This window comes from Streptomyces viridochromogenes DSM 40736, from assembly GCF_000158955.1.
GTDB lineage: Bacteria > Actinomycetota > Actinomycetes > Streptomycetales > Streptomycetaceae > Streptomyces > Streptomyces venetus.
In genome coordinates this window covers 5,314,908-5,336,436 of record NZ_GG657757.1, presented here as the reverse complement: position 1 = coordinate 5,336,436, position 21,529 = coordinate 5,314,908, and the positions used below count along the sequence as shown (strand labels likewise).

The following is a 21,529-nucleotide window of genomic DNA, read 5'->3' as shown; positions in this document are numbered from 1 at the left end:
ATCATGCGCCGAAGCCGGGTTTCCGGCACGGGTACGTCCGCGGCCAGGGGCCGCACATCAGCCAGGCGGCCGATTCTCGCCCATTTCCTCCATGGTCGTTTCCAGTACGTTGACGCCTGTAGGGGCAGGCATCAGCACAGGTGAACGCGGGGGTCGGGCGGATGACCGGGGGGCAGGCACGACCGTGGGACGACGACGGCGTCCCGTTCCTCGCCCGGCTGGAGCGGGAGGACCGCACCGCCCTGCTCACCATCGGCCGCCCCCTGCGCTACCCGGCACGCGGCGTCATCCTGCACCAGGACGAGCCGTCGGCCCACGTCCTGCTGTTGCTGCGGGGCTGGACCAAGGTCACGGCGATCGCGGCCAACGGCTACGAGGCCCTGCTCGCCCTGCGCGGCCCCGGCGACATCATCGGTGAGGGCGCGGCGCTCAGCGGCCGCCACCGCTCGGCGACCGTGACGGCCCTGGACCCGGTCGACGCGGTCGTGATCGACCAGGGCCGCTTCACCATGTTCGTGGCGGACAACCCCCGCGTGGCGCTGCACCTGCTGAGCCTGTCCACCGACCGGCAGCGCTCCACCGACCGCCGCCGGCTGGAGTGGGCGGCCCTCACCGTGCGGGAGCGGCTGGCCGTCCTGCTGCTCGAACTGGTCCGCACGCACGGCAGCCGCACCGACGAGGGCATCGAACTCACCATCGGCCTCAGCCAGCACGAGTTCGCCGGTTCGGTCGGCTCCTCGCGAGAGGCGGTGGCCCGGCTCCTCAAGGAGCTGCGGGAGCGGCAGGTCGTCGCCACCCGGCGCCGCCGCATCGTCGTCCTGCGTCCCGACGTACTGCGCCGCATCGCCGGCGACGCCTCCGCCTGACGGCAGGAGGGGGCTCAGGAACGACGGGCTCCGGTCAGCGGCCCTGCACATCCCCGCCCTCCCGTCTGTGCACACGGTCACAGTTCGTCCGTGCCATCGGCCCTCCGCCGGCCGCCCGCGGCCCGCCATCGTGCTGGGCGACGGACACCGACGTGCGAGAGGCAGCCATGACCGACCCCGTGTACCGCACGATCCTCCTCTTCGACATCGAGCAGTACGGCTCACGCGACGACGTGGAACAGGCGTTCCTGCGCCGGGTCCTCTACGACGTCGTCGACTCCACCCTGCTCACCGCCGCCGTCGACGAGACGGCCCGGCTGCGCGCCGACCGCGGCGACTCCGTCATGGAGCTCATCGACACCGCGGTCCCCGTGCCGGCCCTGGTGAAGACCCTCCTGACCGAGACCCCCGCCCTCCTCCACAACAAGAACCGCCTCCTCGCGACCAGCGCCCGCATGCGCCTGCGCATCGTCCTGTCCTCCGGTTACGTCGCCGTCGACGACCTCGACGGCTGGGTCGGCTCGGACCTCAACCACGCGGTCCGCCTCCTGAACTCCGACCCCCTGCGCGACGCCCTGAAGCAGCGGGACTCCGACTGCGTGCTGTGCGTGTCGGAGGGCGTGTACCAGGGGGTGGTCCGGCACGGCCCGCTGGGAGTGCGGCCGGAGGAGTTCCACCGGGTGACGGTGGGGACGAAGGAGGGGCCTACGGTGGCTTGGGTGCACGGGGGGCCGGGCAGTACGCCGGGCTCCCCCGAGGCCCGCCCCGACGCTTCGGGCCCGGACCTGCCCGCTCCCCAGCGCAACGACGTCCGCATCAGCGGCGACCAGTACGGCCAGGTGGGCGGCACCCACTACGGAGACCAGCGCTTCGACTTCACCCGTCCTGGCGGGGACGAGCGCCGGTGAGCCAGGACCAAGCGGCGGCCGGCCAGGCGAAACCGGCCGAGGAGTCCGCCGAGGACGGCGAGAAGAAGCAGCAGGACGAGGCGGCCGAGGAACAGCCGAGGCAGGAGGCGTGGGCCGCACGCCGGGACCTGATCGCGCACGGCCCGGACTTCGTCTCCACCCTGGTCGCCCGCGACCAGTTCGGTCAGACGGGCGGCACGCACTACGGCGACCAGCACTTCCACTTCGGAGGCCGGGCCGCGACCCCCCGCACACTGTCCGGGCCGATCCCGCCGTCGGAGATCAAGGAGCTGGAGGGCGTCTTCCGCGGCTGCCGTAGTTTCGACGAGGCCTTCGAGAGGCTGCGGGACGACCGGCTCGTCATCCTGTCCGGCGGACGCGAGACGGGCCGCCGTTCCGCCGCGCTGATGCTCCTGCACCGGCTGGGCACCGGCCGGATGCGCTCCCTCGATCCCCCCGTGTCGTTCCCGGCGCTGTCCGACCAGGTGGACACCTCCGCGGGATACGTCCTGTGCGATCTGCCCGTCGGCAGGAATCGTCCCCTGCGCGAATCCCAGCTCCTGGCCCTCCGCGAGCATGTGGAGGGCACCAAGGCCTTTCTGGTGATCACCGTCGAGCCCTCGGCGGCCCTGGGCGACCTCCCGTACGTCCGGTGGGAGCCGCCGTCGGCCGAGGAGATGCTGTACGCCCATGTCACCCCGGCGACCGGGCAGTCCGCCTGGCCGGGCCTGCTGGGCCTGACAGCGGTGCGGGAGTTCCTTACCCGGCACCACCGGCCGGAGGAGATCAGGCAGTTCGCGCTGCGGCTCGTCGCGCACCATCGCGGCGAGATCGACGAGGCGCGGCTCGCCGCCTGGGGCGAAACGGCCGTGGCGACCCAGGTCGCCCGCTGGCTCACCGAGGAGAAGCCCGAGCTGCGTGACAAGGCGTTCCTCGTCTCCCTGGCCGTGTTCGACAAGGGGCCGTACGCCGTGACCGCCGAGCTGGCGGACGGACTCTTCGAACGGCTTCACAGGATCCAGCATCCCGAACTCGCGCCTGCCGTCCCCGTCTTCGGCAGCTCCCGCGAGGACCGGCTCCGGCTCGCGCACGCCGACGGGTACGTGACCGCGGAAGTCACCGAGTGGGGTCCTCTCGAGGGCAGGTTCTGCGCCCGCTTCCGGGACGAACGGACGGCCCCGATGCTGCTGGAGGAGGTGTGGAACCTCCACCCGTCGGCCCGCCCGGCCTTCGCGGAGTGGGTCCGCAAACTGGCCGACGACCGTCGCCCGCTGGTGCGGACCCGGGCCGCGTCGGCTGCCGCGCTGCTCGCCAAGGCGGATCTGTCGTCCGCCATGGCCCATCTCGTCGAGCCACTGGGCGGACGGCCGTAAGCCACATGCCTGGCTGACCGCACGCCTCACATGCCCAGCTGTTGGGGGTGCCGGCCGTCTCCCGGATCCTGCACGACTGGTGCATCGGAGACGTCCAGAGCCGCCGCTGGACGGCCATCCGCGCCTACGGCCTGCTGGGCCCGGTGCATCACAAGGAGACCCTGGCCGCCCTGGTGGAGGCCATGCACCGGCCCGCGCCCGCCGAAGCCGAGACGGTGGCCGGGAACGAGGAGGTGCCGGAGGAGTCCCGGCAGCTCGCCGACGCCCTGGAACTCCTGCTCCTCGCCGTAGGGGACCCCGTACTGGCCGCCCTGACCGAACTCCTCCCCACCGACCGCGCGGTCCGTCCGCACGCCCTGCTCGCCTTCCTCCAGGCCTGCAAGCAGACGAAGGGCGACGAGAGCGACCGCCCGCCCGTCCTCGACTGGTACGCGCGGGCCGGGACAGCCGAGGACCCGTCGGCCGCCCGGCACCTGGCGGTGTTCTGGGACGCGCTGCTGACCGATCGGACCCACAACCCCCAGGCCCTCGGCGTCCTGCGCGGCTGGGTGCGCTGGGCGGACGTCGACCCGGAGACCGAGTCGGCACTGGCCTCGCTGCTCGGCGACCTGATCACCACACCCACCAACCGACGGCGCGTCAGCCATCTCCTGGAGAACGTCCGCGACTCCAGAGGAGCCCGCACACCGGCCGCCGTCCGGCTGAGTAAACGCCTCTCCCTCGACTGACCCGCCTCCGGAGGCCCCCGTGGAACACACCGAGCACGACCAACAGGACTGGTTCCAGCAGCCCCTCGCCCCGCAATCCGACCCCGACCCCGTCCGCACGGTCTGGCAGCTCCCCCGCTTCCACCTCGGCGGCCGGCGTTTCACCGGGCGCATCGACCACGCCCTGGTCTGCGTCACGCGGAAGGGGGCGTACGAGACCTTCCTGCCACCCGACCGGCCCACGAGCGTGCGGCGCTACGTCGTCGTCTACGAGGTGGACACGGACCCGCACGCCTTCCAGCTGAACGTGCCCCTGCCCAGCGACATCGACAGCTTCGAGTTCGAGGCCACGGCCGACATCGGCTGGCGGGTCACGCATCCGGCCCTGTTCGTCCGCAGCCAGGAGCGGGACGTGCCCGGCCTGCTCACGCGCGAGCTTCTGCCTCTGATGCGGGACGCCTCCCGCAGGCATCCCATCGACGCCGGCGCCGATGCGGAGCGCGCCGTGGAGCGGGCGGTACGGGACGCGACCTCACTCGGCCGTGCCCAGGGTCTGCGGGTCACCGGCTCCATACGGCTGCGCCACGACGCCATCGAGCGGTCCCATCAGGCCCGGCTGCGCACCGCCCGGCACGACGTGGAGGCCGCGGAGCCGGAACACCAGGCGACCCTGCTCCGCGAGAGGTTCGAGGCGGAACGCAGGTCCGAACAGATCAGGTTCTACGAACTCACCCTGGCGCAGGGCGGCCCGGCCGCACTCGCCCTGCACCTGGCGGCACACCCCGACGAGACCCAACTCGTCCTGGAACACCTCCAGGCGGGCCAGAAACGGCTGTTGGACACCCAGGTGAACCTGATCGACAAAGCGCTCGCGGACAAGCATCTCGAGGCCTACCAGCTGGACGAGCCGCGCAAGCTCGTCGCCGAGCGGATGAAGGCCATCCTGCGGACCACCGACCCGACCACACCGCCCGAGGACGACCAGGGGTCCGGCACATGACCCCGCCGGAGGAGGATCCGGAGGTACGGGCGGGCACCCAGCTGCTCGCCGACCTCCGGAGCGAGATCGCCCGCGCCGACGCCAAGGCCACCGTCCTGGTGGGTGCCCTCGGCATCTCGGCCGGTGTGCTGGCCGCGCTCCTGACCGACCGCGACTGGAGCCCGGCCCACCTTCCGGGGCCCGCCGCCCTGTTGTGGTGGTCGGGGGCGGCGTCCCTGGTCATCGCCCTGTTCGCCCTGCTGCTGGCGGTGCTGCCACGCTACCGCCGAAGCCGCTGGACGCCCGGCCGCCCGCTCACGTACTTCGGCGACGTACGCCAAGCCGTCCGCGTCGGCCGACTCACCACCGCCCTCGCGGAGACGGGCCGCGACCCCGCTCTCGCCCTCCGGATCGCCCTCGCGGAGACCAGCGGCATCGCCACCCGCAAGCACTTCTGGATCCGGACCGGAGTGCTGTCGTTCGGCTGCGCCGCGGCCCTGCTCCCCGGATCGATGCTCCTCACGTGACCCCACCGCTCCGAGCCCGCACCCCGGAAGGAAGGCCCATGCCCGAGTCCCCACCGGACCACGACGACCTCCCCCGACGCCCCGGACGGGTCCACATCGCCGCCCGCCGGCGCGGCGCCGACATCACCGCCCTCGGCTCGCTCGCGCTGCACCTTCCGCACGTGGCCGCCAGCCTGGCCGTGGTCTTCGTCCTCTCCTGCGCCCTCGGCCGGCTGGGCCCTCTGCCCTGGCCGCTCCTCTTCGGCTGCTGGGTCCTGAGCGGGGCCCTGGTCTTCCACCGGCCGTGCGAACGGCTCCTGGCCCGCCGGCTGTTCGGCCTGCGCTACCCCACACCGGAGGAGGACGGACGGCTGCGGCGCACCTGGCGTGAGGTGACCGCACGGGCCGGAGTGGACGGGAGCGCCTACCAACTGTGGATAGAGGACAGCGACGGGATCAACGCCATGGCGGCGGCCGGGCACATCGTCGGCGTGACCAGTCACTCCCTGCGGACGCTGACGTCCGCGCAGCTCGGCGGCGTGCTCGCCCACGAGCTGGGTCACCACACCCGGGGTCACGCATGGGCCTCGCTGCTGTCCCTCTGGTACGCGCTGCCGGCCCGGCTCGCCTGGCGGCTGCTGCGCCTGCTGGCCACCCTGCTGCGCCGGCTCCCCACGGGTGCGGCCGCCGTGGTGATCGGCGTGGCCGGAGCCGTCCTGGCCGCGCTGGCGACCGCCACCTACGGGCTGATCTTCCTGCCGTTGGCGACGCCCTACCTGGTGGCCGCGGTCTCACGGCGGTCCGAGCTGCGGGCCGACGAGCACGCCGCGGGACTCGGCTTCGCACCCCAGCTGATGGCCGTACTGCACCAGGAGCACGAACGGGAGGTCACAGCCACCGTCCCGGGCCGCTCTTTCGCCAAGGAGGGGATGATCGCGCGACTGCTCGACTCGCACCCCGACGTCCACACCCGGCTCCACCACTTGCAGACCCATCTGGAGAGGCGGCGCTGACACGCCGAAGGGCGGCCACCCCGAAGGATGACCGCCCTCCACCTCAAGCGACTCGCTTACTGGTTGTACGGACCGTAGTCGTAGTCCTCCAGCGGAACGGCCTGGCCGGAGCCCGTGCCGAACGGCGAGTAGTCGATGTCGTCGTAGCCGACGGCCGAGTACATCGCGGCCTTGGCCTCCTCGGTCGGCTCGACCCGGATGTTGCGGTAGCGGGACAGACCCGTACCGGCCGGGATGAGCTTACCGATGATGACGTTCTCCTTGAGGCCGATGAGGCTGTCGGACTTGGCGTTGATCGCCGCGTCCGTCAGGACTCGGGTCGTCTCCTGGAAGGAGGCGGCCGACAGCCAGGATTCCGTCGCCAGCGAGGCCTTGGTGATACCCATCAGCTGCGGACGACCGGAGGCCGGGTGACCGCCCTCCTGGACCACACGACGGTTCTCGGTCTCGAACTTCGAGCGCTCGACCAGCTCGCCGGGCAGCAGCTCGGCGTCGCCGGACTCGATGATCGTCACGCGGCGCAGCATCTGCCGGATGATGATCTCGATGTGCTTGTCGTGGATCGACACACCCTGCGAGTTGTAGACCTTCTGGACCTCGCCGACCAGATGGACCTGGACGGCACGCTGACCCAGGATGCGCAGCACGTCGTGCGGGTTGGTGGCACCCACGGTGAGCTTCTGGCCCACCTCGACGTGCTCGCCCTCGCTGACCAGGAGCCGGGCGCGCTTCGAGATCGGGAACGCCGTCTCGTCGCTGCCGTCGTCCGGGGTGACGACGATCTTCTTGGTCTTCTCGGTCTCCTCGATCCGGACGCGGCCGGAGGCCTCGGAGATCGGGGCGACACCCTTCGGGGTACGGGCCTCGAAGAGCTCGACGACACGCGGCAGACCCTGGGTGATGTCGTCACCGGCCACACCACCGGTGTGGAAGGTACGCATCGTCAGCTGGGTGCCGGGCTCACCGATGGACTGGGCGGCGATGATGCCGACCGCCTCACCGATGTCGACCAGCTTGCCGGTGGCCAGCGAACGGCCGTAGCACATGGCACAGGTGCCGACGTGCGACTCGCAGGTCAGGATCGAGCGGGTCTTGACCTCCTCGACACCGTGGTGCACGAGCTGGTCGATGAGCACGTCGCCCAGGTCCACGTTGGCCGGCGCGATCACCTTGCCGTCGATGACGACGTCCTGGGCGAGCATGCGGGCGTAGACGCTGGTCTCGACGTCCTCGGCCTTGCGCAGGACACCGGACTCGTCCTTCGAGGCGATCCGCAGCTTCAGACCGCGCTCGGTGCCGCAGTCCTCCTCGCGAATGATGACGTCCTGGGAGACGTCGACCAGACGACGGGTGAGGTAACCCGAGTCGGCGGTACGCAGGGCCGTGTCCGCCAGACCCTTACGGGCACCGTGCGTGGAGATGAAGTACTCCAGCACGGACAGGCCCTCACGGAACGACGCCTTGATCGGACGCGGGATCGTCTCGTTCTTCGCGTTCGACACCAGACCACGCATACCGGCGATCTGACGCATCTGCATCATGTTGCCTCGTGCACCCGAGTTCACCATCATGAAGATCGGGTTGGTCTTCGGGAAGTTGTCGTTCATCGCCTCGGCGACCTCGTTGGTCGCCTTGGTCCAGATCGCGATGAGCTCCTGCGTGCGCTCGTCCTTGGTGATCAGACCGCGCTCGTACTGCTTCTGGACCTTCTCGTCCTGCGCCTCGTAGCCCTTGACGATCTCCTTCTTCGCCTCGGGAACGACGACGTCGGAGATGGCCACGGTGACGCCGGAACGGGTCGCCCAGTAGAAGCCGGCCGCCTTCAGGTTGTCGAGCGTCGCCGCCACGATGACCTTCGGGTAGCGCTCGGCGAGGTCGTTGACGATCTCGGAGAGCTGCTTCTTGCCGACCTCGTAGTCGACGAACGGGTAGTCCTCGGGCAGCAGCTCGTTGAAGAGCGCACGGCCCAGGGTGGTGTTCAGCCGGAAGCTGTCACCCTGCTGCCACTCGGGCTCACCCTCCTCACGCGCCGGCGGCATCCAGCCACGCGGCGGGATGGTGCCGACCGGGAAGCGGACGTCGATCTTCGACTGGAGCGACAGCTCGCCCGCGTCGAAGGCCATGATCGCCTCGGCGACCGAGGCGAAGGAACGGCCCTCGCCCTTGAGGTCGCGCATCTCGCCGTCGGTGGTGAGGAAGAACAGACCGAGGACCATGTCCTGGGTCGGCATCGTCACCGGACGGCCGTCGGCCGGCTTGAGGATGTTGTTCGAGGACAGCATCAGGATGCGGGCCTCGGCCTGCGCCTCCGCGGAGAGCGGCAGGTGGACGGCCATCTGGTCACCGTCGAAGTCCGCGTTGAACGCGGTGCAGACGAGCGGGTGGATCTGGATGGCCTTGCCCTCGACCAGCTGCGGCTCGAAGGCCTGGATGCCGAGGCGGTGCAGCGTGGGCGCACGGTTCAGCAGAACCGGGTGCTCCGCGATGACCTCTTCCAGCACGTCGTACACGACCGTGCGGCCGCGCTCGACCATGCGCTTGGCGCTCTTGATGTTCTGCGCGTGGTTCAGGTCGACCAGACGCTTCATCACGAACGGCTTGAAGAGCTCCAGCGCCATCGCCTTCGGCAGACCGCACTGGTGCAGCTTCAGCTGCGGACCGACGACGATCACGGAACGCGCGGAGTAGTCCACACGCTTACCGAGCAGGTTCTGACGGAAGCGACCCTGCTTACCCTTCAGCATGTCGCTGAGGGACTTCAGCGGGCGGTTACCGGGACCGGTGACCGGGCGACCACGACGGCCGTTGTCGAACAGCGCGTCGACGGCCTCCTGGAGCATGCGCTTCTCGTTGTTCACGATGATCTCGGGCGCACCGAGGTCGAGAAGGCGCTTCAGTCGGTTGTTCCGGTTGATCACACGGCGGTACAGGTCGTTCAGGTCGGAGGTCGCGAAGCGGCCACCGTCCAGCTGCACCATCGGGCGGAGGTCCGGCGGGATGACCGGGACGCAGTCGAGCACCATGCCCTTGGGGCTGTTGCTGGTCTGCAGGAACGCGGAGACGACCTTCAGGCGCTTGAGCGCACGGGTCTTCTTCTGGCCCTTGCCGGTACGGATGATCTCGCGGAGCTTCTCGGCCTCCTCGTCGAGGTCGAAGGACTCCAGGCGCTTCTGCAGCGCCGCGGCACCCATCGAGCCGTCGAAGTACGTGCCGAAGCGGTCACGCAGCTCGCGGTAGAGCAGCTCGTCGCCCTCGAGGTCCTGGACCTTGAGGTTCTTGAAGCGGTTCCACACCTCGTCGAGGCGGTCGATCTCGCGCTGCGCGCGGTCGCGCAGCTGCTTCATCTCACGCTCGGCACCCTCGCGTACCTTGCGGCGCACGTCGGCCTTGGCGCCCTCGGCCTCCAGCTCGGCCAGGTCGGTCTCGAGCTTCTTGGCGCGGGCCTCCAGGTCGGCGTCGCGGCGCTGCTCGATCTGCTGACGCTCGACGGAGACGTGGGCCTCCAGCGAGGGCAGGTCGCGCGTACGGCGCTCCTCGTCGACGTACGTGATCATGTACGCCGCGAAGTAGATGACCTTCTCCAGGTCCTTCGGGGCCAGGTCGAGCAGGTAGCCCAGACGCGACGGAACGCCCTTGAAGTACCAGATGTGGGTGACGGGCGCGGCCAGTTCGATGTGGCCCATCCGCTCACGGCGCACCTTGGCGCGAGTCACCTCGACGCCGCAGCGCTCACAGATGATGCCCTTGAAGCGGACGCGCTTGTACTTGCCGCAGTAGCACTCCCAGTCCCGGGTCGGACCGAAGATCTTCTCGCAGAAGAGTCCGTCCTTTTCGGGCTTGAGGGTGCGGTAGTTGATGGTCTCGGGCTTCTTGACCTCGCCGTGGCTCCACTGACGGATGTCGTCAGCGGTAGCCAGACCGATCCGGAGCTCGTCGAAGAAGTTGACGTCGAGCACTATGCGTCAATCCCTCTCAGGGTTGTAAGTCTTTGGTCTGATACGGGGGTCCTGGGGCCGGCGGCCTTCATGGCGAAGGCCGCCGGACTCCCGTCAGACCTCTTCGACGCTGCTCGGCTCGCGCCGGGACAGGTCGATGCCAAGCTCCTCCGCGGCGCGGAAGACGTCCTCGTCGGTGTCGCGCATCTCGATGGACATGCCGTCCGAGGACAGCACCTCCACGTTGAGGCACAGGGACTGCATCTCCTTGATGAGCACCTTGAAGGACTCGGGGATGCCGGGCTCGGGGATGTTCTCGCCCTTGACGATGGCCTCGTAGACCTTCACACGGCCGGTGACGTCGTCGGACTTGATGGTCAGCAGCTCCTGGAGGGCGTACGCGGCGCCATAAGCCTCCAGCGCCCACACCTCCATCTCACCGAAGCGCTGGCCACCGAACTGGGCCTTACCACCCAGCGGCTGCTGGGTGATCATCGAGTACGGACCGGTCGAACGGGCGTGCAGCTTGTCGTCGACCAGGTGGTGCAGCTTGAGGATGTACATGTACCCGATGGAGATCGGGTCCGGGAACGGCTCACCGGAGCGGCCGTCGAACAGCCTCGCCTTACCGGTCGGCTGCACCATGCGCTCGCCGTCGCGGTTCGGGATGGTGTGCTGCAGCAGACCCGCGAGCTCGTCCTCACGCGCACCGTCGAAGACGGGGGTGGCGACGTTGGTGCCCGGGGCGACCTGGTCGGCCTCGATGGCCTGCAGGCGCTGCGCCCACTCCTCGCTCAGCCCGGAGACGTCCCAGCCGCGGCTGGCGAGCCAGCCGAGGTGGATCTCCAGAACCTGACCCGGGTTCATTCGGGACGGCACACCGAGCGGGTTGAGGATGATGTCGACCGGGGTGCCGTCCTCCAGGAACGGCATGTCCTCGATCGGCAGGATCTTCGAGATGACGCCCTTGTTGCCGTGACGGCCGGCGAGCTTGTCACCGTCGGTGATCTTGCGCTTCTGCGCGACGTAGACGCGGACCAGCTGGTTCACGCCCGGGGGAAGCTCGTCGCCCTCCTCGCGGTCGAAGACGCGCACGCCGATGACCTTGCCGGTCTCGCCGTGCGGCACCTTCAGCGAGGTGTCACGGACCTCACGGGCCTTCTCACCGAAGATCGCGCGGAGCAGGCGCTCCTCGGGGGTCAGCTCGGTCTCACCCTTGGGCGTGACCTTGCCGACGAGGATGTCACCGGCGATGACCTCGGCACCGATACGGATGATGCCGCGCTCGTCGAGGTCGGCCAGGACCTCCTCGGAGACGTTCGGGATGTCCCGGGTGATCTCCTCGGGGCCGAGCTTGGTGTCACGGGCGTCGACCTCGTGCTCCTCGATGTGGATCGAGGAGAGGACGTCGTCCTGCACGAGGCGCTGCGACAGGATGATCGCGTCCTCGTAGTTGTGACCCTCCCACGGCATGAACGCCACGAGCAGGTTCTTGCCGAGCGCCATCTCGCCCTGCTGGGTGGCCGGACCGTCGGCCAGGACCTGGCCCTCGATGATCCGGTCGCCCTCGCTGACGATGACCTTCTGGTTGACCGAGGTGCCCTGGTTGGAGCGGGCGAACTTGGCCAGGCGGTACGTGATGTACGTGCCGTCGTCGTTGGCGGTGGTGATGTAGTCCGCGGAGACCTCCTGGACCACACCGGGCTTCTCGGCCTTGACCACGTCGCCGGCGTCGACCGCGGAGCGGTACTCCATGCCGGTGCCGACGAGCGGGGCCTCGGACTTGATCAGCGGAACGGCCTGACGCATCATGTTCGCGCCCATGAGGGCACGGTTGGCGTCGTCGTGCTCCAGGAAGGGGATCATGGCGGTCGCGACCGACACCATCTGGCGCGGCGAGACGTCCATGTAGTCCACGTCCTCGCCGGTGACGTAGTCGACCTCGCCGCCCTTACGGCGGACGAGCACCCGGGCCTCGGCGAAGCGGAGGTCGTCCGTCAGCTGCGCGTTGGCCTGCGCGATGACGAAGCGGTCCTCCTCGTCGGCGGTCAGGTAGTCGACCTCGTCGGTGACCTGGCCCTCGAACACCTTGCGGTACGGGGTCTCGACGAAACCGAACGCGTTGACCCGGCCGTAGGAGGCGAGCGAGCCGATCAGACCGATGTTCGGGCCTTCGGGCGTCTCGATCGGGCACATGCGGCCGTAGTGCGAGGGGTGCACGTCACGGACCTCGAAGCCGGCCCGCTCACGGGAGAGACCACCCGGGCCGAGCGCGGAAAGACGCCGCTTGTGCGTCAGACCCGACAGCGGGTTGTTCTGGTCCATGAACTGGGACAGCTGGCTGGTGCCGAAGAACTCCTTGATGGAGGCGACGACCGGCCGGATGTTGATCAGGGTCTGCGGCGTGATCGCCTCGACGTCCTGGGTCGTCATGCGCTCACGGACGACGCGCTCCATACGAGCCAGACCCGTACGGACCTGGTTCTGGATGAGCTCGCCGACGCTGCGCAGACGACGGTTGCCGAAGTGGTCGATGTCGTCGGTCTCGACGACGATGCTCGTGCCGCTGTCCCCGACCGTCTCGGTCTCGCCGGCGTGCAGCTTCACCAGGTACTTGATCGTCGAGATGACGTCCTCGACGGTCAGGATGCCCGCGTCCAGCGGAGCGTCCGCACCCAGCTTCTTGTTGACCTTGTAGCGGCCGACCTTGGCCAGGTCGTAGCGCTTGGGGTTGAAGTACAGGTTCTCAAGGAGCGTCTGCGCGGCCTCACGCGTGGGGGGCTCGCCCGGACGCAGCTTGCGGTAGATGTCGAGCAGCGCGTCGTCCTGGCCCTGGGTGTGGTCCTTCTCCAGGGTGGCGCGCATCGACTCGTACTCGCCGAACTCCTCGAGGATCTGCTCGGTGGTCCAGCCGAGCGCCTTGAGCAGGACGGTGACGGACTGCTTGCGCTTGCGGTCGATGCGGACACCGACCATGTCGCGCTTGTCGATCTCCATCTCCAGCCAGGCACCCCGGGACGGGATGATCTTGGCGGAGAAGATGTCCTTGTCGGACGTCTTGTCGATGGAGGAGTCGAAGTAGACACCGGGGGAACGGACCAGCTGCGACACCACGACACGCTCGGTGCCGTTGATGACGAAGGTGCCCTTGTTCGTCATGAGCGGGAAGTCGCCCATGAAGACGGTCTGGGACTTGATCTCGCCGGTCTCGTTGTTGGTGAACTCGGCGGTGACGAAGAGCGGGGCCGCGTACGTGAAGTCGCGCTCCTTGCACTCGTCGATCGAGTTCTTCGGCGGCTCGAAGCGGTGGTCACGGAAGGTCAGCGACATCGACCCGCTGAAGTCCTCGATCGGGGAGATCTCCTCGAAGATCTCCTCGAGCCCGGACTTGGTGGGGACGTCCTGACCGTTGTCCAGAGCCTCCTCGACCCGACTCTGCCAGGCGGTGTTACCGAGCAGCCAGTCGAAGCTCTCGGTCTGCAGCGCGAGCAGGTTCGGAACCTCGAGAGGCTCCTTGATCTTTGCAAAAGAGATGCGCAGCGGGGCAGTGCTGGCAGCGTTGTTCGTATTCGCGGTCGAGGCGTTGCGCGAGGCGGCCAAGAGGGGGTCCTTCCGAGGGCTCGGACTCACTACGCGCGTACCGGCCCCTCTCCCGTACACGGAGACAAGCTGTGTCCATCCGGCCGAAAGGCCTGGTCGGGCGGGTCTTGTCGTCGATGCTCGGGCGAGGGCAGACCCCTGGTGACGGGCAGGGGACAGCTAACAGGCAGCGCAAAGGGTCAGTGTAGCCACTTGGCACACTGATGTCCAGTGCGGGTTCTGGAACCCGTGTTCACCCTCGTTGTTCCACTCCTGCGACAAGGCCCTGCCTTCAACGCACGTTGATACTGCCCTCTTCGTCGCCGATCCATGCCTCGGATTCGGATCCTTGTGACGACGCGTCCTGAGAATTGCGCGCTGCGTGCGGTTCGTCAAGGCCCCCCTGCCCGAACCGGGGCCCGCCCAGAGACACGACGAAGATCACCATACCCCCCGCCACTGAGGGTGCAAGGTAACCGTGGCCGCACCCCCGGAACGCCGAAGAGCGACCACCCGGATGGATGATCGCTCTTCCGCGCTTACGCGTTACACGTCCAGGGGGACGTGTCGTGGATCCTGGCGGATCCGGGAGGTCTTACTTGACCTCGACGGAGGCACCGGCGCCCTCGAGGGACTCCTTCGCCTTGTCGGCGGCCTCCTTGTTGACCTTCTCCAGAACCGGCTTCGGCGCACCGTCGACCAGGTCCTTGGCCTCCTTCAGGCCCAGGGAGGTCAGCTCACGCACGACCTTGATGACCTGGATCTTCTTGTCGCCGGCACCGGTGAGGACGACGTCGAACTCGTCCTTCTCCTCAGCGGCCTCGGCAGCGGCGCCACCAGCGGCACCACCGGCGACGACGACCGGCGCGGCAGCGGCGGCGGTGACGTCGAACTTCTCCTCGAACGCCTTCACGAACTCGGAGAGCTCGATGAGGGTCATCTCCTCGAACTGCGCGAGCAGGTCTTCCTGGCTGAGCTTCGCCATGATGGCGGTCCTTCCACTAAATCGGCAGGTGCCGGATGTACATGTGAGGCGGGCGTACTACTGGCCCGCGACGGCCTCCGCGTTCAGGCAGCGGGGGCCGGGATGCGAGCCGAGTTACTCGGCACCGCCCTGCTCGTCCTGCTTGGCACGGAGCGCGTCCACGGTGCGGACGAGCTTCGACGGCAGCGCCTGGAAGACAGAGGCAGCCTGGGACTGCTTGCCCTTCATGGCACCGGCCAGCTTGGAGAGCAGAACCTCGCGGGACTCGAGGTCCGCAAGCTTCTTGATCTCATCGGCGGACAACGCCTTGCCGTCAAGGACGCCGCCCTTGATGACGAGGTTGGGGTTGTCCTTGGCGAAGTCACGAAGACCCTTCGCCGCCTCGACCGGGTCACCGGTCACGAAGGCGACGGCCGACGAACCCGTGAAGAGGTCGTCGATGGTGTTGATCCCGGCCTCGTTGGCCGCAATCTTGGTCAGCGTGTTCTTCGCCACACGGTAGTGCGCGTTCTCACCGAGTGAACGACGCAGCTGCTGGAGCTGCGAGACGGTGAGACCGGTGTACGCGGTGACGACGGCGCCGTTCGAGTTGCGGAACTTGTCCCGCATCTCCTCGACGGCATCGACCTTGTCAGGCCTCGCCATGAGCCTCGGCCTCCTTCCGGGTGATTCGGACCGCGCGGACCCGAAGGAGGACTGGGGAAAACGAAACGCCCCGGCGCAGGCGCACGGGGCGTAGCTCGACCGGTTGTCCCCACGCACGAGGCGTCGGTCTCCGGGAGCTCTTCCAGTGTCACCTGCGCGGGTCGTCCGCCGTTCAGCGGATCCTTCGGCCACCGCGCCCTCATCCGAGCACGCGGTAACGACCAGCGGTCTTTGGCTTCTGCAAGAGAGTACGGGAACGGATCGCCGTCAAGCAAATCCGCCCGTACGACGGGCGGCGCAGGGCGGGTCAGCCCTGGTCCAGCTCCTTGAACATGTCGGCGAGGTCCGCGACGTCCTTGGCCGGCGGGGCCGTGACGGTCACCGGCTTGTTGTAGTCGAGGAAGGATCCTTGACGCGGCCCTCCCCCGGCGCCGTGCCGCTCAGGCGGTAGCGGAGGGACGTGATGTCCTCGGCGGGCTCAGGGTGTAGCGGCCTTCGGCGTACGTACCGGAAAAGGGGACGGGCCCCGCACCTGTGAGAGGTGCGGGGCCCGTGACCGGTTGGGTGAGCCGTCAGGCTCAGACCGCGGCCGGGTCCTCCTCGACGAGGAGGTTGCGGGTGCGGTTGGAGTCGAGCGGAATGCCGGGGCCCATCGTGGTGCTGATGGCGGCCTTCTTGATGTAGCGACCCTTGGCGGCGGACGGCTTCAGACGGAGGATCTCCTCCAGCGCCGCGCCGTAGTTCTCCACCAGCTTGGTGTCGTCGAACGACGTCTTGCCGATGATGAAGTGCAGGTTCGAGTGCTTGTCGACGCGGAACTCGATCTTGCCGCCCTTGATGTCGTTGACAGCCTTGGTGACATCGGGGGTGACGGTGCCGGTCTTCGGGTTCGGCATCAGACCACGCGGACCGAGCACGCGGCCGAGGCGGCCGACCTTGCCCATGAGGTCCGGGGTGGCGACGACGGCGTCGAAGTCCAGACGGCCCTTCGACACCTCGTCGATCAGCTCGTCGGCGCCGACGATGTCGGCGCCCGCGGCACGCGCGGCCTCGGCACGGTCACCGGTCGCGAAGACCAGGACCCGGGCGGTCTTACCGGTGCCGTGCGGGAGGTTCACGGTGCCACGGACCATCTGGTCGGCCTTGCGCGGGTCGACACCCAGGCGGAAGGCGACCTCGACGGTGCCGTCGAACTTGGTCGTGGAGGTCTCCTTGGCGAGACGGACGGCCTCGAGCGGGGCGTAGAGCTTCTCCCGGTCGATCTTGGCGTCCGCAGCGCGAAGGGCCTTGCTGCGCTTGCTCACTACTGCTCCTGTGGATTCTTAGGAGTCGTGGTCCGGGCCGAGCGGGCCCTGCCACTTCTGCTGATGGGTTTGGGGCTCAGCCCTCGACCGTGACGCCCATGGAACGGGCGGTGCCGGCGATGATCTTCTCGGCGGCGTCCAGGTCGTTGGCGTTGAGGTCGGGCATCTTGGTGGTGGCGATCTCGCGGACCTGGTCACGCGTGATCTTCGCGACCTTGGTCTTGTGCGGCTCGCCGGAGCCCTTCTCGATGCCCGCGGCCTTCAGGATCATCTTGGCGGCCGGCGGGGTCTTGGTGATGAAGGTGAAGGAACGGTCCTCGTAGACCGTGATCTCCACCGGGATGACCCAGCCACGCTGCGACTCGGTCGCGGCGTTGTAGGCCTTGCAAAACTCCATGATGTTGACGCCGTGCTGACCCAGCGCGGGGCCGACCGGCGGGGCCGGGTTGGCGGCACCCGCCTGGATCTGGAGCTTGATGAGCCCCGTGACCTTCTTCTTCTTGGGAGGCATAGCTCTCCGGGTCCTTTCGATTCGGGTCCTGCCCACATTCGGGGACCACCCGGACGCAGGCATACCGCACAACGATAACGGGTATAGATGCGCGGCCAAAAACCGCGCAGGTCAGACGGACGCTGGAGCGATCGCCTGACCTGCGCGGAAGCGGTGAGTCCAGAAGTGGCTAGTTCTTCTGGATCTGGTCGAAGGAGAGCTCGACCGGCGTCTCGCGGCCGAAGATCTCGACGAGACCCTTGACCTTCTTCGAGTCGGGGTTGATCTCGTTGATCGTCGCCTGCAGCGTGGCGAACGGGCCGTCGGTGACGGTGACCGAGTCGCCGACCTCGAAGTCCAGCACCTGGACCTCGACCTTGCGCTGCGGGGCGGGCTTGCCCTCGGCCTCGGCGGCCTCGCGGGCGGCCTTCTCCTCGGCCTCGGGGGCGAGCATCTTGACGATCTCGTCCAGCGTCAGCGGGTACGGGTCGTAGGCGTTGCCCACGAAGCCGGTGACACCCGGGGTGTTGCGGACGACGCCCCAGGACTCGTTCGTCAGGTCCATACGGACCAGGACGTAGCCCGGGAGCTTGTTCTGCTTGATGTTCTTCCGCTCGCCGTTCTTGATCTGGACGATCTCTTCCTCGGGCACCTCGGCCTGGTAGATGAAGTCCTCGACGTTCAGCGAGACGGCGCGCTGCTCCAGGTTGGCCTTCACGCGCTTCTCGTAGCCCGCGTAGGTGTGGATGACGTACCACTCACCGGGCAGGCCCCGCAGCTCCTCGCGGAGCTTCTCGATCGGGTCGCGGTCGTCCTCGGGCTCTTCCTCGGCCTCTTCGCCGGCCTCGGTCTCCGCCTCGGCGGCGTCGTCCGCGGCGGCGTCGGCAGCCTCGGCCTCGGTGGAGGCGTCGGTGTCCTCGCTGTCCGCGCCCTCGACGGTGTCGAGCTCGTCCTCGACGGACTCGACAGGCTCGATGGCGTCGTTCACGTTCGGGTCAGACACGGTGGCTGCTTCTTCCTGGATACATAGGGGTGGAACATGCGAAAGGAGCGCCGGGTACCTCGGCGCTCTTCGCTGGCTGCTCAGCCGAACACGTACTTGGCGGCGTGGCTGAGACCATAGTCGATCACGGTGACCAGGCCGATCATGATAACGACGAAGATGATCACCACTGTCGTGTACGTCGTCAGCTGGTTGCGGGTCGGCCAGACGACCTTGCGCAGCTCCGCGATGATCTGGCGGTAGAAGAGGGCAAGGCGCTTCAGCGGGCCCTTCTTGCCGCGCTTGCCACCCTTGCGGGCCTTCTTCGACTCCGGTGCCTCGTCCTGGGCATCAGGCATGTCGATGGAGCCCACGGCGTCCGTCACTCGTCCTCACCTGATTCCGGGTCGTGGCCGTGCCGCGCCCGGTCTGAGCCGCACGGCGGTGCATTGCTGTACGTACATGCGCACACATCCTGGCGAAGGAGTGTGTAGCAGGGCCGGAGGGACTTGAACCCCCAACCGCTGGTTTTGGAGACCAGTGCTCTACCAATTGAGCTACGACCCTTTGTGTGTCCCCCAACGTACCGCATCCGTCCGGATGCTTGGTGTGCACCCAGTGAGCGCGGGCTGCTGAAGGCCAACGAGGTGAGAGTGTACGTGGTCCACGGCCGGTCGTCGAACAGAAAGAGGCCGCAGCAGGCCTCGTTGACGGAAGATCGCCTGGGAATCCTCCGGGAAACGGGCCGTGGGCGGCCGGGATTCGATGGAAGATCGACCTGGCGGTGTGGGCGATCCGCACTGTTGTTCAAGGGTTTGCCCGAGGTTGTTCAGTCTGTGAAACCCCCGTGCCACGCGCGTTTCCAGTCTGAAACGATGGGGCCCATGAGCCCTGCAACCCCTCCCACCGAGCGCCGGGTCTCCGCCCGAGTCGGCGCGATCTCCGAGTCCGCCACCCTCGCCGTGGACGCCAAGGCCAAGGCCCTCAAGGCCGCCGGGCGGCCGGTGATCGGCTTCGGCGCCGGCGAGCCCGACTTCCCGACCCCGGACTACGTCGTCGAGGCCGCGATCGAGGCCTGCAAGAACCCGAAGTTCCACCGCTACACGCCGGCCGGCGGTCTGCCCGAGCTGAAGGCCGCGATCGCCGCGAAGACCCTGCGTGACTCCGGCTACGAGCCGGACGTCTCGGAGATCCTGGTCACCAACGGCGGCAAGCAGGCCATCTACGAGGCCTTCGCCGCGATCCTCGACCCGGGCGACGAGGTCATCGTGCCCGCGCCGTACTGGACGACGTACCCGGAGTCGATCCGGCTGGCCGGCGGTGTCCCGGTGGAGGTCGTCGCCGACGAGACGACCGGCTACCGGGTGACCGTCGAGCAGCTGGAGGCGGCCCGTACGGAGAAGACGAAGGTCGTCCTCTTCGTCTCGCCGTCGAACCCGACCGGTGCGGTCTACGGCGAGACCGAGACCGAGGCGATCGGCCGCTGGGCCGTCGAGCACGGTCTGTGGGTGATGACCGACGAGATCTACGAGCACCTGGTCTACGGCGGCGCCTCCGCCGTGTCGCTGCCGGCGGTGCTGCCCGAGCTGCGCGACAAGTGCGTCGTGGTGAACGGTGTCGCGAAGACGTACGCGATGACCGGCTGGCGGGTGGGGTGGATCATCGGCCCGAAGGACGTGGTCAAGGCCGCGACGAACCTCCAGTCGCACGCCACCTCCAACGTGTCCAACGTCGCCCAGGCGGCCGCGCTGGCCGCCGTCTCCGGCGGCCTGGACGCCGTCGCGACGATGCGCGATGCGTTCGACCGGCGCCGCAAGACCATCGTGCGGATGCTGAACGAGATCGACGGCGTGGTGTGCCCGGAGCCGGAGGGCGCGTTCTACGCGTACCCGTCGGTGAAGGCGCTGGTCGGCAAGGAGATCCGCGGGCGTCGGCCCAAGGACACGGTCGAGCTGGCCGCGCTGATCCTGGAGGAGTCCGAGGTCGCGGTGGTGCCGGGTGAGGCGTTCGGCACGCCCGGGTATCTGCGGCTGTCGTACGCGCTGGGTGACGAGGACCTCGTCGAGGGCGTGAGCCGGATCCAGAAGCTGCTGGCGGAGGCCAGGGACTGAGGCTTCCGTTCCGGGCCGGGGCACATACCGATTTCGGTATGTGCCCCATTTGTTTGTGCGAGCAAGACCACTAATGGGGAAACGGCTACCGGGACGGCTGAGACGTACGGCAGGATCCTGGGATGGAGCGTGTACGTGATGTCTCTGAGCTGCCGAAAGCCCATCTGCACCTGCACTTCACCGGGTCGATGCGGCCCTCGACCGTGCTGGAACTGGCCGACAAGTACGGGGTGCGGTTGCCCGACGCGCTGACCGAGGCCCTGGTCGGCGGGGAGCCGCCGAGACTGCGGGCGACGGACGAGCGGGGCTGGTTCCGCTTCCAGCGGCTGTACGACGCGGCCCGCTCGTGCCTGCGGGAGCCGGAGGACATCCAGCGGCTGGTGCGGGAGGCGGCGGAGGAGGACGTCCGGGACGGCTCGGGGTGGCTGGAGATCCAGGTCGACCCGACCTCGTACGCGCCGCGGCTGGGCGGTCTGATCCCGGCGCTGGAGATCATCCTGGACGCGGTGGAGACGACGTCGCGTGAGACGGGGCTCGGTATGCGGGTGCTGGTCGCGGCGAACCGGATGAAGCATCCGCTGGACGCGCGGACGCTGGCCCGGCTGGCGGTGCGGTTCGGCGACCGGGGGGTCGTCGGCTTCGGTCTGTCGAACGACGAGCGGCGGGGCATGGCGCGGGACTTCGACCGGGCGTTCGCGATCGCGCGGGAGGGCGGGCTGCTGTCGGCGCCGCACGGGGGTGAGCTGACCGGGCCGTCGTCGGTGCGGGACTGCCTGGACGACCTCGGGGCGAACCGGGTGGGGCACGGGGTGCGGGCGGCGGAGGATCCGCGGCTGCTGCGGCGGCTGGCCGAGCGGGGTGTGACGTGCGAGGTGTGCCCGGCGTCGAACGTGGCGCTGGGGGTGTACGAGAAGCCGGAGGACGTGCCGCTGCGGACGCTGTTCGAGGCGGGTGTCCCGATGGCGCTGGGCGCGGACGACCCGCTGCTGTTCGGCTCCCGGCTCGCCGCTCAGTACGAGATCGCGCGGCGGCATCACGGGTTCACGGACGAGGAGCTGGCGGAACTGGCCCGGCAGTCGGTCCGGGGGTCGGCGGCTCCGGAGGATGTGAAGACGAAGCTGCTGTCGGGGGTCGACGACTGGTTGC

General features: G+C 68.5%; 17 protein-coding genes and 1 tRNA gene. 9 read left to right on the top strand and 9 right to left on the bottom strand.

Annotation, left to right across the window (positions count from 1 at the left end; genetic code table 11):
* Positions 1–161: 161 nt before the first annotated feature.
* The 7 genes from SSQG_RS23510 to SSQG_RS23485 all read left to right on the top strand — a co-directional run bounded on the left by SSQG_RS23510 (position 162) and on the right by SSQG_RS23485 (position 6,352).
* Positions 162–866: a Crp/Fnr family transcriptional regulator gene (locus SSQG_RS23510; RefSeq protein WP_039933490.1), complete on the top strand. Its 705-nt coding sequence runs from the start codon at positions 162–164 to the stop codon at positions 864–866.
* 167 nt (positions 867–1,033) lie between these two features.
* The gene (locus SSQG_RS23505; protein WP_039933489.1) at positions 1,034–1,774 is read left to right on the top strand and encodes a hypothetical protein; all 741 of its coding nucleotides are present in this window, start codon (positions 1,034–1,036) and stop codon (positions 1,772–1,774) included.
* Complete coding sequence (locus tag SSQG_RS23500) at positions 1,771–3,147, top strand: hypothetical protein (RefSeq protein WP_003992336.1); 1,377 nt, start codon at positions 1,771–1,773, stop codon at positions 3,145–3,147. Before SSQG_RS23505 ends, SSQG_RS23500 begins: the two co-directional genes overlap by 4 nt.
* A 47-nt stretch (positions 3,148–3,194) precedes the next feature.
* Positions 3,195–3,875, top strand: coding sequence for a hypothetical protein (locus SSQG_RS42975; RefSeq protein ID WP_003992335.1), 681 nt, complete (start codon positions 3,195–3,197; stop codon positions 3,873–3,875).
* A gap of 19 nt (positions 3,876–3,894) precedes the next feature.
* Complete coding sequence (locus SSQG_RS23495) at positions 3,895–4,854, top strand: hypothetical protein (RefSeq protein ID WP_003992334.1); 960 nt, start codon at positions 3,895–3,897, stop codon at positions 4,852–4,854.
* Complete coding sequence (locus SSQG_RS23490; protein ID WP_003992333.1) at positions 4,851–5,360, top strand: Pycsar system effector family protein; 510 nt, start codon at positions 4,851–4,853, stop codon at positions 5,358–5,360. Before SSQG_RS23495 ends, SSQG_RS23490 begins: the two co-directional genes overlap by 4 nt.
* A 38-nt stretch (positions 5,361–5,398) precedes the next feature.
* Positions 5,399–6,352, top strand: a complete 954-nt coding sequence (locus SSQG_RS23485) for a M48 family metalloprotease (protein WP_039933487.1) — start codon at positions 5,399–5,401, stop codon at positions 6,350–6,352.
* 56 nt (positions 6,353–6,408) lie between these two features.
* Here the strand turns inward: SSQG_RS23485 and SSQG_RS23480 are convergent, their stop codons facing one another.
* From SSQG_RS23480 to SSQG_RS23440, 9 genes are all read right to left on the bottom strand, one after another.
* Complete coding sequence (locus SSQG_RS23480) at positions 6,409–10,308, bottom strand: DNA-directed RNA polymerase subunit beta' (protein WP_003992331.1); 3,900 nt, start codon at positions 10,306–10,308, stop codon at positions 6,409–6,411.
* 93 nt (positions 10,309–10,401) lie between these two features.
* Positions 10,402–13,887: a DNA-directed RNA polymerase subunit beta gene (gene rpoB / locus SSQG_RS23475; RefSeq protein WP_039933485.1), complete on the bottom strand. Its 3,486-nt coding sequence runs from the start codon at positions 13,885–13,887 to the stop codon at positions 10,402–10,404.
* Positions 13,888–14,461: 574 nt separating this feature from the next.
* Complete coding sequence (gene rplL / locus SSQG_RS23470) at positions 14,462–14,851, bottom strand: 50S ribosomal protein L7/L12 (protein ID WP_003992329.1); 390 nt, start codon at positions 14,849–14,851, stop codon at positions 14,462–14,464.
* A gap of 114 nt (positions 14,852–14,965) precedes the next feature.
* A complete protein-coding gene (gene rplJ / locus SSQG_RS23465) occupies positions 14,966–15,496 on the bottom strand; it encodes a 50S ribosomal protein L10 (protein WP_003992328.1) in 531 nt (176 codons plus the stop codon).
* Between the two features lie 578 nt (positions 15,497–16,074).
* Entirely contained in the window at positions 16,075–16,800 is a 726-nt protein-coding gene (rplA, locus tag SSQG_RS23460; RefSeq protein ID WP_003992326.1) for a 50S ribosomal protein L1, read from the bottom strand.
* 76 nt (positions 16,801–16,876) lie between these two features.
* Positions 16,877–17,311 (bottom strand): 50S ribosomal protein L11, encoded by a 435-nt coding sequence (gene rplK, locus SSQG_RS23455; protein ID WP_003992325.1) that lies wholly within the window; start codon positions 17,309–17,311, stop codon positions 16,877–16,879.
* Between the two features lie 169 nt (positions 17,312–17,480).
* Positions 17,481–18,293, bottom strand: coding sequence for a transcription termination/antitermination protein NusG (gene nusG / locus SSQG_RS23450; RefSeq protein ID WP_039933484.1), 813 nt, complete (start codon positions 18,291–18,293; stop codon positions 17,481–17,483).
* 80 nt (positions 18,294–18,373) lie between these two features.
* Positions 18,374–18,658: a preprotein translocase subunit SecE gene (secE, locus tag SSQG_RS23445; RefSeq protein ID WP_003992323.1), complete on the bottom strand. Its 285-nt coding sequence runs from the start codon at positions 18,656–18,658 to the stop codon at positions 18,374–18,376.
* A 108-nt stretch (positions 18,659–18,766) separates the two neighbouring features.
* Positions 18,767–18,839: transfer RNA gene (locus SSQG_RS23440), tRNA-Trp, on the bottom strand.
* A 317-nt stretch (positions 18,840–19,156) separates the two neighbouring features.
* Here SSQG_RS23440 and SSQG_RS23435 point away from each other — a divergent pair.
* Positions 19,157–20,383 (top strand): pyridoxal phosphate-dependent aminotransferase, encoded by a 1,227-nt coding sequence (locus SSQG_RS23435; protein ID WP_003992322.1) that lies wholly within the window; start codon positions 19,157–19,159, stop codon positions 20,381–20,383.
* A gap of 122 nt (positions 20,384–20,505) precedes the next feature.
* Positions 20,506–21,529, top strand: a 1,024-nt coding sequence (locus tag SSQG_RS23430; RefSeq protein WP_003992321.1) for an adenosine deaminase, incomplete at its 3' end; no start/stop codon positions are given.